This is a genomic window from Streptomyces sp. NPDC036815, assembly GCF_055609205.1.
On the sequence record NZ_JBVJPW010000015.1, the window covers coordinates 103,560 to 116,422 of the forward strand.

A 12,863-nucleotide genomic window follows, 5' to 3' on the forward strand; every position below is an offset into this window, starting at 1 on the left:
GCCGCCGCGGCCGGGTCCGGGGGCAGAGAGAGCCCCGGTCGGCGGAGGTGAACGACCGGGGCTTTCGCCCTGCCGCGCGCGCGGGCGCCGGGGCACGGACCCCGACTTGGGGGCGGTCCCGGGCGGCGTGCACGGCACGCTCCCCCTCCTCCGTTCCCCTCGCGATCCCTACGCGACCGGCAGCCGCACGGTGAACAGCGACCCCTTCCCCGGCACGCTCTGCGCCGTCACCGTGCCGTCGTGCGCCTCGACCAGCTTCCGCACGATCGAGAGGCCGAGCCCGCTGCCGCCCGTCGCACGGGTCCTCGACTTGTCGGCACGCCAGAAACGGTCGAAGACGTGCGGCAGATCGGCCTCCGCGATGCCCGTACCGGTGTCGGCGACCTCGATCAGTACCGCCTCGTCCGCGGTGCGACAGCTGATGCGGACGCTGCCGCCCTCGGGGGTGTGGCGGACGGCGTTGGAGACGAGGTTGCCGATCGCCTGGCGCAGCCGCAGCGGGTCGGCCCGCACCCACGGATCGCCGAACGCGGTGGCCCTGAGCCGCACCCCGGCAGCGTCCGCGCGCGCCTGGTGCGCCGCCGCCACCTGGTCGGCGATCTCGGCGGCGCGCACCGCCTCGCGGTGCAGCCGGAGCGTGCCTGCGTCGGCGGCCGCCAGGTCCTGCAGGTCGTCGACGATGTGCTGGAGCAGCAGGGCCTCTTCGAGGAGCGAGGTGACCAGCTCGGGGTCGGTCTCGACGACGCCGTCCTCCGCCGCCTCCAGCCAGCCGCGGATGTTGGACAGCGGAGTGCGCAGCTCGTGCGCCACGTCGCTCACCATCGCCTTGCGCTGCTCCTCCAGGGCCTTGCGGTGGGCCGCCATGTCGTTGAAGGCGGCCGCGAGTTGGCTGATCTCGCCCGCCGAGCGGGTGACCCGCGCGGGGACCGGTTCGCTCGTCTCGCCCGCCTTCATGCGCCGCGTCGCGGTGGTGAGCGCGCGCAGCGGCCGGGTGAGCCGGGTCGCGGCGAGCGCGGTGACGGCGACCGTGACGGCGAGGACGGCCGCGGCGAGTCCGGCGAGACGCGCGGTGTTGCCCCGGGAGAGGCTGAAGCCGGGTGTGCTGCGGGTGCCGTCGGAGCTGGTGATGAAGAGCAGCGCGGGCGAGGAGACGTAGGGGCCGAGCTGTTCGCGGCGCGCGGTGTCGACGCAGGAGGCGGTGGCGGCGGCCGTCGCGGCGGCGGCGGGATCGACGGCGCTGCTGTCGGCCGCCCCGGCGGGCCCGAGTTCCGCTTCTGCCCTGGCGGGGTCGGTCCCGGGCGCCTCGGCCGGGGACGCCGGCACGGCGGCGGTGACCGGTTTCGGCCCGGCCCGTCCGGTCAGGTCGAGGCCGACCATGACGGGGGCGAGGCCGTGCCGCTTCATGCAGGCCTCGGCCAGGGAGTTGAGCTTCTTGAGGGCCTTCTGCTCGGTCTCGGTGGGCATTTCGAGCGGGGGCATGCGGCAGCGGTACTTCAGGAACTCGTCCGGGTCGTGGCCGACCTGGACGGTGGGGCGGCCGCCAGGGCCGACGACGACCTGGGCGCTCGCGCCGAGATCGGCCAGACAGCCCGCGCTCTTGTCGGCCGCGGCCTTGAGCACGTCGCGCTCCGCCGCGGTGAGGCGGTAGGGGCCCACCGCGCGCGGGTCGATGCGGTCGGCTGTGGCGTCCTCGGTGCCCGTGCCCGTGCCCGTGCCCGCGTCCGTGCCCGTGCTCGCGTCCTCGTCCGTACGTCCCGGGGACAGCGTGGAGTCGACGGCGAGGGGGTCGAGGACGGCGGAGGCGGTCGGGGGGAGGGAGGTGCGCTTGGAGTCGTCCTTGGCGGGGTCGTCCTTGGCGGAGTCGTCCTTGGCGGAGTCGCTCTTGTGGGGATCTCCCTCACCAGGGCCCCCCTTGCCGGAGTTGCCGTCGGGCGGGCCGTTGCCCTGGTCGGAGCCGCCCTTGCCCGGGCCCCCCTTGCCCTGCTTGGAGCCGCCTGCCGGTGGGCCGCCCGCCGCCTGACCCTGCCCCTTCGGGGCGGCCGAGTCCGCGATGACCTTGCGGTCCTGCGTGGTGAGGGCGATGCGGCGGCCGGTGCTCCGGGCCAGTTCGCGCACGGCCTCGTCGGCGCCCCGCCACTCCGGGGCGCTCGCGCCGACGCCGAGGAGCCTGTCGTAGATGCGGGCGTCGTCGGCGAGGACCTGCCCCTGTTCCTGGCGCAGCGCACCGGACGTCGTCTGCGCCGCGAGCCACGCGGTCGCGGCGATCGAGCCGATGGAGACCAGGACGGACACGGCGAGGAGGCGGGCGAGCAGGCTCTTGCGGAGCGGGATGTCACGCGCCACGCCGTGCCGCCGCCCCGTCCGGGGCCGAACCCGAAAGCGCGCCCGAACCCGAAAGCGCACCCGGACCCGAAAGCGCACCCGAGCCCGGAAGCGCACCCGACCCCGCCAGCTTGTACCCGACCCCGAAGACCGTCACGAGGCGGTCCGGGTGGCGCGGGTCGGCCTCGATCTTCTTGCGCAGGTTGAGGACGTGCACGTCGACCGTGCGCGCGGATATGTAGCCCGACGAGCCGTGGATCCGGTCCAGGAGCTGCGGGCGCGTGAAGACGCGGTCCGGTTCCTCCGCGAGCGCCGACAGCAGGTCGAACTCGCCCGGCGTGCAGTCCACGTGCCGCCCGTCGACCGTCACCTCGTGCCGCAGCGGGTCGACGACGAGACCGGCGACGCGCAGGACCCGCCGGTCGGTGCCGGACAGCGGCACGTGGATACCGCACGCGCGGCGCAGCAGCGTCCGTACCCGGGCCATCAGCTCGCGCGGGCTGTACGGCTTGGTGAGGTAGTCGTCGGCGCCCAGGTCGAGCCCTTCGAGCAGGTCGTCCTCGGTGGAGCGGGCGGTCAGCATCAGGATCGGCAGCCGGGACAGCTCGGGGGGCCCGTCGGGGTGCCGCAGGAGCCGGGTGACCTCCAGGCCGTCGGTGCCGGGCATCATCACGTCGAGGATCAGCAGATCCGGTGGCCGGTGCCGCACGGCGGCGAGGGCGGCGGACCCGTCGTGGACGACGGTGACGGCATGGCCCTCGCGCTCCAGATAGCGGCGGACCAGCTCGGCCTGTTTCTCGTCGTCCTCCGCGACCAGGACAAAAGCGCACATGGCGTTGAGGATAGGCACGGCTGTCCTGTTGCAGGAGAGGCAAATGGGATCCGCATGCAGGCCTGACAGGATCCTCATAAGTGCCTGCCACTCTGAGCGCGCCGGGACTCAGGCCTTGTCGCGCCCCTCGGCCGACCCGTCCACCGCCATGGACAGGTCCCCGTTCGTCCAGGCGTAGACGGTGTCCCCGAGGACCGCGACCCGGTACTGGTGGAAGTCGCCGCACTCGGTGCGGGACCGGGTCGGCGTGCGGTCGGGCCACCACGGGGCGTCGAGCTCCGGCGCGCCGACCCGGGACGCACCGGCCCCGCAGTCCCTGCCCCGCCCCGCCCACGTACCCGTACCCGCGCCGCCGTGCTCGCCGCGGTCGCCCGCGCCGAGCGTGAAGCGGATGAGCTTCGCCCCGCCGGTCGTCTTCACCTTCACCCTGACGTTCTCGGCGCCCTTCGGCACCCAGGCGGGCAGCGCGAACGCCAGGTCGCCCGTGTCCGGCGCGTCCGCCGCCGTCGCGAAGGACTTCGTCTTCTCCTTGAAGACGTGCTCGCTGACGGCGTCCGGCAGCAGCGCGCTGTCCTTGAGCGAGGGCGCCGCGACGGCGACGGTGCCGACGGCGACCAGGCATCCGGCCGCGGTGAGGACGACGGCACCGGCCTTCTTCTTGTTCAGAGGCGTGCGAGGGAAGGTGCGAAGGGGCATACGACCAGTCTTCGGCCCCCGCCCCCCGATCTCGTACGGCCACAGAACGAAAAGCCACCCCCACCTCAAGACAGAGGTCGTACCCCGCGTCCCCCTCAAGGCGTACGGACAACCGCCCCCAGCACCCCCAGCGCCTCCGCGAGGACGTCCGGAGGCGGCGAGGCGAGGCCGATCCGTACCGCGTCGGGCGCCGAGTGGCCGTCCGCGACGAAGGCCGAGCCCGGCGTGACGGCGATGCCCCGGTCGGCCGCCGCCGCCACGAACGTCTCGGCGCGCCACGGCGCGGGCAGCTCCCACCAGCAGTAGTACGCGCGCGGATCGGTACGGAACCGGCCCTTCACGCCCGCGTCGATCAGCCGCTCCCGCCCGATGCGGTGCCGCACGGCCGCATCGGCGCGTTTGGCCGCCGTCAGCGTCTCCACGGTCCCGTCGGCGACCCACCGCACGGCCGCCGCCAGGTTGAACGCCCCCGCCGTCCACGCCCCGGACCGCAGACTGCGCGCGAGCGCTTCCGCGTGGGCGGGCGGGGCGGCGAGCATGCCGACGGTGAGGCCGGGCGCGAGGCGCTTGGAGAGGCTGTCCACGAAGACGACGCGGCCGGGCAGCAGGGCGGCGAGCGGAGCGGGCGCGTCCGGGGCGAGGAACCCCCACGTACCGTCCTCGACGGCGAGCACGCCCAACTGCTCGATGCAGTCGGCCAGTTGTCGGCGCCGCTCCTCCCCCGCCGTGACCGACAGCGGGTTCTGCAGGGTCGGCTGTACGTAGACACCGCTGAGGGGAGCCTTCCGGTGGGCGTCGGCGAGCGCGACCGGCAGCATGCCCTGATCGTCCACGGCGACCGGCACGAGCCGCACGCCGAGCTGCCCGGCGATGGCCTTCACCAGCGGATACGTCACTGCCTCGACGGCGACGCGGCCACCCGGGCGGGCCATCGAGGAGAGCGCGGCGGCGATGGCCTGCCGGCTGTTTCCCGCGAACAGCACCCGCTCCGGCTCCGGCCGCCAGCCGCCGCGCGAGAGAACGGAGACGGCGGCTTCCCGCGCCTCCGGGGAGCCGTCGGGCGCCGCGGTCCGGGTGGACTCCAGCAGCACGTCGGGCCGCAACAGCGGCGTGAGGGACCTGCTCATCAGCTCCGACTGGCCCTCGGCCACGGGGTAGTTGAGCTCCAGGTTGACGGCCGGGGGCGCGGGACGGCCGGGCGGGACCTCGGTCAGGGCCGCGCCGCCGGGGTGCGGGGCGGTGGCGCGTACGAAGGTGCCGCGCCCCACCTCGCCGACGACCAGGCCCCGCCGGGCGAGCTCTCCGTACACGCGGATGGCCGTGGAGTTGGCGATCCGTCTGCGCCGGGCGAAGGCCCGCTGCGGAGGCAGCTGCTCCCCGGGCCGCAGCACCCCGGCCTCGATCTCCCGAGCCACGTCATCGGCGACCCGCCGGTAGTCGTCCCGCTGAGCCATCACGCACCCCTCCCTCGCACTCGGCCATTGCACCGAGAGCAAAGACCTTATTGCACCGACGAGTTCACGCGCCTAGCCTCCTCGCATGGCTACCGCGCAGCTCAACGGCATCACCATCGGCTACGACGACGAGAGGGGTGGCGGAGCCGCCACCCGGGGCACCCTCGTCCTCCTCCACGGCCACCCCTTCGACCGCTCCATGTGGTCCCCGCAGCGCGCCGCCCTCGCCGCGACGCACCGCGTCATCACCCCGGACCTGCGCGGCTACGGCGAGTCGACCGTCGTCCCCGGCACCACCGGCTTCGCCACCTTCGCCGCCGACCTCGCGGCGCTCCTGGACCACTTGGACGTACGGGAGTTCGCGCTCGGCGGCCTCTCCATGGGCGGTCAGATCGCCATGGAGTGCTACCGCCTGTTCCCCGAGCGCATCACGGGACTGCTCCTCGCGGACACCTTCCCCGCGGCCGAGACCCCGGAGGGCAAGACCGCCCGCAACGCCCTCGCCGACCGCCTCCTCACCGAGGGCATGAAGGGGTACGCGGACGAGGTGCGGGACAGGATGGTGGCCCCGTACAACACGGAGGCGTCCGCCCGCGTCCACCGGATGATGCTGGCCGCCCCGCCCGAGGGAGCCGCCGCCGCGCTGCGTGGCCGGGCCGAACGCCCCGACTACCGGGCGCTGCTGGCCCGCGTCGACGTCCCGTCCCTCGTGGTCGTGGGCCGCGACGACACGTACACCCCGGTCGCCGACGCCGAGGCGATGCACGCCGCGCTCCCCGACTCCGCGCTGCACGTCGTGGAATCGGCGGCCCACATGCCGAACCTGGAACGCCCGGACGCCTTCAACTCCGCGCTCCGCACCTGGCTGTCCCGCATCGCCTGACGGCCCGCCTCTGCTGAAGAGGGGAGTTTTTACCACCGACTTCCGCCCGCACCCCGGCCGATAATGAACCCGCAGTTCAGACGTCCAAGGGGGAAGTGCATGACCACACACCGAGAGCCGCCGCCAAGCGCCGGACGCGGCACCGCACGAGCCACCGGCGCCTTCAGGCGCTCCCTGCTCCTGTGGGGCCTCTCCTTGCGGGCGTTCTGGCTCTCCCTCTGGATGACCCACGTGCACGTCCTCCTCGCGGGCGGCCCGAACGCCAGACTGCTGCCGGCCACCGTGAAGCGCGTGCGAAGGCTCGCGGACCGGCAGCGCGAGCTGGCCGAGGAGTGGTCGGGCCGGGACTTCCCCGCCCCCTGTGCCGATGCCGCCACCCGCGACCAAGGGCTCGCGCTGCGCGCACAGTTGGCGGGCAAGGAGGGGCAGGTGTGGCGTGACTGGCGGTGGGCGGGCCTCGACCCGTACCTCGGTGGCATGATCGCGTTCGGACCGCTCGCTCTCGTCCTCAGCGGAGTGTGGGGCTTGGTCACCGCGGTCGTCGGCGTGCGGCTCTCCGAGCGGTGGGACAGCGTCTGGTACCTCTTCGTGCCCGTCGAGAACTGGCCCACGGCCGCCCTCGCGGGAGTGCTCGGGGCCCTGCAGTTCCCGCTCGCACTCCACTGGGCCGCGCCCCGTGCCGTCCGGCTGCACGAACGCTGGCTGCGCGCGATGCTCGCCCCCAGCGAGAGCGAACTGCGCGCGGAACTGGCCGAGATGGCGCACCGCATCGACCACCTCACCACCACCCGCTCCGCCGCCGTCGACACGCAGACGGCGGAGATCCGCCGCATCGAACGCGACCTGCACGACGGCGCACAGGTCCGCCTGGTGGCGATGGGCATGACGCTCGACGCCGCCGAACACCTTCTGGAGTCCGACCCCGACGCCGTGCGCGCCCTGCTCGCGGAGGCCCGCGAGAACTCCAGCAAAGCCCTCCAGGAGCTGCGCGACCTGGTGCGCGGCATCCACCCGCCGGTCCTCGCCGACCGTGGACTGCCCGACGCCGTACGGTCGTTGGCGCTGATCAGCCCGCTCCGCACGGAGGTCGACGCCGACCTGCCCGCGCGCCCCGAGCCGCCGGTGGAGTCGGCCGCGTACTTCGCCGTCTCGGAGATCATGGCCAACGCCGCCAAGCACTCGGGGGCGGAGCGCGCCTGGATCGACATCCACCACGAGAGCGCGGGCCGGGGCACCCTCCGCATCACCGTCACCGACGACGGCCACGGCGGCGCCGACGCCTCCCGCGGCTCCGGCCTGCGCGGCATCGAGCAGCGCCTGGCCACCTTCGACGGCGTCCTCGCCGTGAGCAGCCCGCCCGGCGGCCCGACCGTCGTGACGATGGAGGTGCCGTGCGCGTTGTCCTCGCCGAAGACCACTTCCTGCTGAGGGACGGCATCGGCCGGCTCCTCACCGCCTTCGGGCACGAGGTGGTCGCGGCCGTCGACAACGGCCCCGAACTGCTCGGCGCGCTCACGGAGCTGCGGCCGGACGTCGCCGTCGTCGACGTCCGGCTGCCGCCCGGCTTCAGCGACGAGGGCCTGCGCGCCGCCGTGACGGCCCGCGGGCGCGTACCGGGTCTGCCGGTGCTGCTGCTCTCCCAGTACGTGGAGCCGCTGTACGCCCATGAGTTGCTGGCGACCGGCTCCGAGGGCGTCGGCTACGTGTTGAAGGACCGCGTCTCGAACGGTGCCGAGTTCGTGGCGACCATCGGGCGCGTCGCCGGGGGCGGCACCGCGATGGACCCCGAGGTCGTCTCCCAGCTGCTGGTCCGCAAGGGCCGCGACACCGGCATGGCGGCGCTCACCGCGCGCGAGCGCGAGGTCCTGGAGTGCCTGGCGCAGGGGCGGTCCAACGCGGGCATCGCGGACGCCCTGGTCATCTCGGAGAAGGCCGTCGCCAAGCACATCGGCAACATCTTCCCCAAGCTGGGCCTGCCTCCCTCCGACACCGACAACCGCCGGGTCCTCGCGGTCCTCGCCTATCTGAACCGCTGAGAGCCCGTGCCGTATCCCCGGTCACCCTCGGTCGTGTCCCCCGTCGTGTCCCCCGTCGTCTCCGCGGGCGCCTACCAGGTGGGCCGCGCCCCCACTCCGCCGTCCACCACCAGGTCGATCCCGGTGATCCAGGACGCCGCGTCCGAGGCGAGGAACACACAGGCGCTGCCGATGTCCTCGGGCCGCCCGAGCCGCCCGAGCGGCGCCGCCCGGCCCCACCGCGCCACGCCGTCGGGCCAGTCTTCGGCGAGGCCCGGTCGGTCGATCAGGCCGGGCGAGACGCTGTTGACGCGGATGCCACGGGGCCCGTACTCCAGGGCGGCCGAGCGGGCGAACATGATCAGGGCGGCCTTGGACGCGCTGTAGTGCGCGTGTCCCGGGGCGGGGCTCGACCCCTCGATCGACGCGATCTGGGTGACCGTGCCGCCGCCGTCCTGCGCGGCCATGAGCCCGGCGGCCGCCTGCGTGCAGCAGAACGCGCTCGTCACGTTCGCCTCCGACAGCTCCCGCCAGTCCGCGGCCGTCATGCCGGCGAGCTCCTGGAGCGGTTGGATACCGGCGCCGTTGACCAGCGCGTCCAGCCGCCCCCGCCAGGCGTGCGCCCGCTCGACGAGGCGGTGGCACTCCTCCTCCCGGGTCAGGTCCGCCGGTACGGCGACGGCGTCACCGCCCGCCGCCACGATCCGTCCGGCCAGCTCCTCGGCCCGCCGCCCGCCGCTCCGGTAGTGGAGGACGACCGCGGCGCCCGCCTGCGCGAACCGCCGGGCGACCCCGGCGCCGATACCGCCACTCGCCCCGGTGACCAGGGCCACGCGCCCGGAGAGCTCCGGCAGCGCACTGTCCCGCCGGCAGTCCCCCGCCCCCTCGCCCCTGTCGTCACGCATCGACGTCGTCCTCTCCGTGCATCCGCAGCGGCTCTCCAGGTCGGCACAGCTCCCTGACGAGCCGCTCACGCCCCGGGTACCGCGCGCTCAGCTCGTCGGCGTCCCCGCCCTCGTAGTCCTCGTCGACGAACCCGGGCGCCATGGTGGTCCCGAAGAGCGCCCACCCGTACCGCCCGCCGCGCCCGACCCGCGCCCCCATCCACGTCCCCGCGGGGACCACCAGCTGTACGTGGCCTCCGGCGCCCAGGACGGCCGTCCGGTCCGTGCCGTCGGGCGCGAGGAGCAGCAGTTCCAGCGCGTCGCCCTCGTAGAAGTGCCAGACCTCGTCGGTGGGCAGCCGGTGCAGGGCGGAGAAGTCGCCGGGGGCGGTGGTCAGGAGCGCGACGATCGCCGATCCCGCGGGGCGGCCTGTGGCGTCCGGCGGGCCCGCCCACGTGCGCCGGAACAGCCCGCCTTCCACCGGCAGCGGGATCAGCCCGTGCCGCGCGGCCACCTCTTGGGCTGATTCGACCCGTTCCACTCTTTCGGCCCGTTCGGCTCTTTCGGCCCGTTCGGCTCTCTCGACCTGTTCGGCGTTTTCGACCATGGTCGATCGCTCCCCGGGCCGCGCGCCTCATAACCCCGGTCTCACGGGCCGACCCGGTCGGCGCGGGGCGAAGGGAGAATGCGTTTCGGACAGATCTTCCGCTCGGGTCGATCAATGGGCCACACTGAGCCCGGACTTGCGGGTCCGGCCATGGGGAGGCCGGTGAACGGGGAGAGCGTGAACGGGGCAGACGGGGACGACGGGTTCGATCTGACGGGGAGCGGCGCGGAACCGCTGCGCCCGCAGGACCCGCGGCGGATCGGGACGATCCCACTGGTGGGCCGGCTCGGCGCAGGCGGCATGGGACGGGTGTACCTCGGCGTCGTCGACGGACGGTACGCCGCCGTCAAACAGATGCTGGCCTCCGTCGTCGCCGAGGACCGGGGGTTCCTGCGCCGCTTCGGGCAGGAGATGGACAACCTCGCACGGCTGCCGGCCGACGCCACGGCGCCCCTCCTCGCGAGCGACCGCACCGCCGAGCCGCCCTGGTTCGCCACCGGGTACGTGCCCGGCATCACCCTGTCCGAGGCCGTCGAACAGCACGGCGGCGCGCTCGTTGGCGACGCCCTGTGGCTGCTGCTGCGCGAGGTCGCCGAGGGCCTGACGGCGGTGCACGGCGACGCCATGGTCCACCGGGACCTCAAGCCGTCGAACGTCATGCTGACCCTCGACGGCGTCACCCTCATCGACTTCGGCATCGCCCGCGCCGCCGAGCAGAGCCAGCTGACGCAGACCGGGCTCGTCGTCGGCACACCCGCGTACATGTCACCCGAACAGGCCTCCGGCAAAAGAGGGTTGACCAGCGCGTCCGACATCTTCGCGCTGGGCCTCCTCGTCGGGTACGCGGCGAGCGGCCGCTGGCCGTTCTCCGACGCGGGCGAGGGCAGCCCGCTCTACCGCATCGTGCACGACGAGCCCGACCTCGCGCCGCTGCGCGAGCGCGACGCCGACCTCACGGAGCTCGTCGCGGCCTGCCTGGACAAGGACCCGGAGGGCCGCCCCACCGCCCCCGAACTGGTGGAACTCGCCGAGCGGCACGGCCCGTCGACCGCTCCCGTCTGGCCCGCTCCCGTCATGGAACTCCTGGCGGAACGCGCCGCGTTCGCCGCGCGGGTGCCGCCGACGGCGCTGTTGGACACGCCTCCGACGAGCCCCCCGACGAGTTCACCCACGACTCCGTCGACCACGCCGTCACCCGCCCCCACGACCGCCCCGGAGGTCACGCCCGGGGCCGAGCCCCCGCGGCGCGAGCGGCGACGGACGCGCATCGTGCTGGCCGTCGTCCCCGTCGTGGTGGTCTCGGCGGGGGCGACCCTCGCCCTCCAGAACCTGCCGTTCGTCAGCGGGTCGGACACCGCGGCGGGCTCGACGCCGTCCGCCTCCGTCGCGGCCCCGGCCGACCCCTCGCAGCCCTCCGGCACGGACGGCGAGGCGAAGCCCGGGGCGAAGAAGTCGAAGGACCCGAAGAAGTCCAAGGGGACCGAAGACCCCGACGACCCCAAGGGCCCCGGGAACAAGAACAAGGGAGACGCCAAGGACGGGGCGGGCGGCGGGTCGGCCGGAGCCGGGGACAAGGGCGATTCCGATGGCTCCGGCGGTTCCGGTTCCGACCGTTCGGGTGGGTCCGGAGACTCCGGTGACGCCGACGGAGACGGCTCGTCGGACTCCGGATCGGGTTCTGGCTCCGGTTCCGGTTCTGGTTCCGGCTCATCGGGAAGCGGCTCGGGAGGCGGTTCCTCCACGGGCCCCTTCCGCCTGAAGAACGCCGACAACGACGCGTGCCTGACCCAGGTCTACGGCTCCGCGGACGCCGGGAGCTGCGGCGATGCGAGCGCCTCCTGGAAGACCGTGCGCGCGGAGAACGACAGCTTCAAGGTCGTCAACAAGCAGTCGGGGTCCTGCCTGGTCGCCAACATGCTCGGCCAGGCCGTCTTCGTCGGCGACTGCACCCGGGGCAGCGCACGCCTCTGGCGCTGGGGCTCCGGCGGCACCCTGAAGAGCACGAGCAACGGCGGCTGCCTCGACCTGGCCTACGGGGGCGGCGTCGCCACCGGGACATGCGCGTCCGGCAAGGACTCGCAGCGCTGGGCGCACTAGCCGCCCGTACGTGCGACGGTCCTGACCCAAGTCGTCCATGCGGACGCGCGGAAGGCCAGGCCACGGGACACGTGACCTGGCCTTCCGTACGTCTGCGGCTACCTCTGCGGCTACCTCTGCGGCTACCCGTACGCCTACTTCGTCGGCGTCGCCTCGTAGCCGAAGCGGGCCGCCGTGGCCGTCAGCGCCGGGTGGGCGAAGCGTTCGGCCAGGTCGCCCTCGCCGATCCACTCGCGCCACTCGCCCACCTGTCCGCGCCGCATGATGCGGGCGTTCTTCGTGGACTCGTCCTCACCGGCGGACGCCGCGTCCTCGCGGGCGCGCATCGCCTTGAAGGAACTGCGGTCCGCGGCCTGGGCGACGACCTCCGGCGTCACGGACAGCCCCAGCGCGGCGAGCATCGCGGTGATCGCGCCGACCGGATGGGACTTCAGGTCCTCGAACCGCACCACCGCGAACTTCGAGAACTCCGGCGCCGCCTCCAGCCAGCTCCGGTAGAACCGGGCCCAGCCGGGGATCGAGGGCTCACCGTCACCGAGCCGCACGCGGTCCAGGAAGTCGGGGTACGTGAGCTTCCCGATCATGTCGGCGGCGTCCGGTATCCAGGAGCCGCCGAAGGACGAGAACCACTTGTAGGACGAGTAGATCGTGTCCCGCGGGTCCCGCACCACGAGGATCGCGCTGTTCACCGCGGAGTCGGCGAACACCTCGGGATAGAAGTGCGTCTTGATGAAGCGCTTCGCGCCAGGGCCGTCCGACGCCCCCGCCGCGCCGTCCCTGTCGCGCTCCGACGTGGCCGCCAACCGCTTGCGGTAGTACTCCAGTTGGGTCTCGACGGCCTGCGCCGCGCCGTCCCGCTCGTCGGGCGACTCGACGTACGGGTCGAGGTACTCGAAGCCGAGCTCGTGCACGATGTTGGCCACGAGCGCCTGCCCGGACCCCGGGTCGCCCGCCACGACGATGTCGTTCTCGCCGAGCAGCCGCGCGCTGCGCCGGGCCAGCTCGTCCGGCCGCAGCTTCTCCCGGACTGGGGAGTCCTCGGTCATGTCACACTTCCTGTCTCTCCGGGGTGG

11 protein-coding genes are annotated in these 12,863 nt (G+C 73.7%); 4 read left to right on the plus strand and 7 right to left on the minus strand.

Going from position 1 to position 12,863, the window contains the following annotated elements:
- Positions 1-168 precede the first annotated feature (168 nt).
- The 4 genes from ACZ69I_RS27065 to ACZ69I_RS27080 all read right to left on the minus strand — a co-directional run bounded on the left by ACZ69I_RS27065 (position 169) and on the right by ACZ69I_RS27080 (position 5,304).
- A complete protein-coding gene (locus tag ACZ69I_RS27065; RefSeq protein WP_470835195.1) occupies positions 169-2,343 on the minus strand; it encodes a sensor histidine kinase in 2,175 nt (724 codons plus the stop codon).
- Positions 2,333-3,154, minus strand: a complete 822-nt coding sequence (locus ACZ69I_RS27070; protein ID WP_470835196.1) for a response regulator transcription factor — start codon at positions 3,152-3,154, stop codon at positions 2,333-2,335. The genes ACZ69I_RS27065 and ACZ69I_RS27070 overlap by 11 nt, the downstream gene beginning before the upstream one ends.
- A 108-nt stretch (positions 3,155-3,262) precedes the next feature.
- Complete coding sequence (locus ACZ69I_RS27075) at positions 3,263-3,850, minus strand: hypothetical protein (RefSeq protein WP_470835197.1); 588 nt, start codon at positions 3,848-3,850, stop codon at positions 3,263-3,265.
- Positions 3,851-3,945: 95 nt separating this feature from the next.
- Positions 3,946-5,304 carry an aminotransferase-like domain-containing protein gene (locus ACZ69I_RS27080; RefSeq protein WP_470835199.1) on the minus strand — a complete coding sequence of 453 codons (1,359 nt, stop codon included), beginning with the start codon at positions 5,302-5,304 and terminating at the stop codon, positions 3,946-3,948.
- 85 nt (positions 5,305-5,389) lie between these two features.
- Here ACZ69I_RS27080 and ACZ69I_RS27085 point away from each other — a divergent pair, with 85 nt between their 5' ends.
- From ACZ69I_RS27085 to ACZ69I_RS27095, 3 genes are all read left to right on the plus strand, one after another.
- Positions 5,390-6,187, plus strand: coding sequence for an alpha/beta fold hydrolase (locus tag ACZ69I_RS27085; protein ID WP_470835200.1), 798 nt, complete (start codon positions 5,390-5,392; stop codon positions 6,185-6,187).
- 99 nt (positions 6,188-6,286) lie between these two features.
- Entirely contained in the window at positions 6,287-7,615 is a 1,329-nt protein-coding gene (locus ACZ69I_RS27090; protein WP_470835202.1) for a sensor histidine kinase, read from the plus strand.
- The gene (locus ACZ69I_RS27095) at positions 7,579-8,223 is read left to right on the plus strand and encodes a LuxR C-terminal-related transcriptional regulator (protein ID WP_467674096.1); all 645 of its coding nucleotides are present in this window, start codon (positions 7,579-7,581) and stop codon (positions 8,221-8,223) included. Before ACZ69I_RS27090 ends, ACZ69I_RS27095 begins: the two co-directional genes overlap by 37 nt.
- A gap of 71 nt (positions 8,224-8,294) precedes the next feature.
- Here ACZ69I_RS27095 and ACZ69I_RS27100 read toward each other — a convergent pair whose 3' ends face one another.
- Together ACZ69I_RS27100 and ACZ69I_RS27105 are read right to left on the minus strand one after the other, a co-directional pair.
- On the minus strand, positions 8,295-9,107 hold the full coding sequence (locus ACZ69I_RS27100) for an SDR family NAD(P)-dependent oxidoreductase (protein ID WP_470835204.1): 813 nt from the start codon (positions 9,105-9,107) through the stop codon (positions 8,295-8,297).
- Positions 9,100-9,693: a cupin domain-containing protein gene (locus ACZ69I_RS27105; protein ID WP_470835205.1), complete on the minus strand. Its 594-nt coding sequence runs from the start codon at positions 9,691-9,693 to the stop codon at positions 9,100-9,102. Before ACZ69I_RS27105 ends, ACZ69I_RS27100 begins: the two co-directional genes overlap by 8 nt.
- Positions 9,694-9,870: 177 nt before the next feature.
- Here ACZ69I_RS27105 and ACZ69I_RS27110 point away from each other — a divergent pair, with 177 nt between their 5' ends.
- Entirely contained in the window at positions 9,871-11,790 is a 1,920-nt protein-coding gene (locus ACZ69I_RS27110; protein WP_470835207.1) for a serine/threonine-protein kinase, read from the plus strand.
- A 134-nt stretch (positions 11,791-11,924) separates the two neighbouring features.
- Here the strand turns inward: ACZ69I_RS27110 and ACZ69I_RS27115 are convergent, their stop codons facing one another.
- The gene (locus tag ACZ69I_RS27115; protein ID WP_467674105.1) at positions 11,925-12,836 is read right to left on the minus strand and encodes a sulfotransferase domain-containing protein; all 912 of its coding nucleotides are present in this window, start codon (positions 12,834-12,836) and stop codon (positions 11,925-11,927) included.
- Positions 12,837-12,863: the final 27 nt, after the last annotated feature.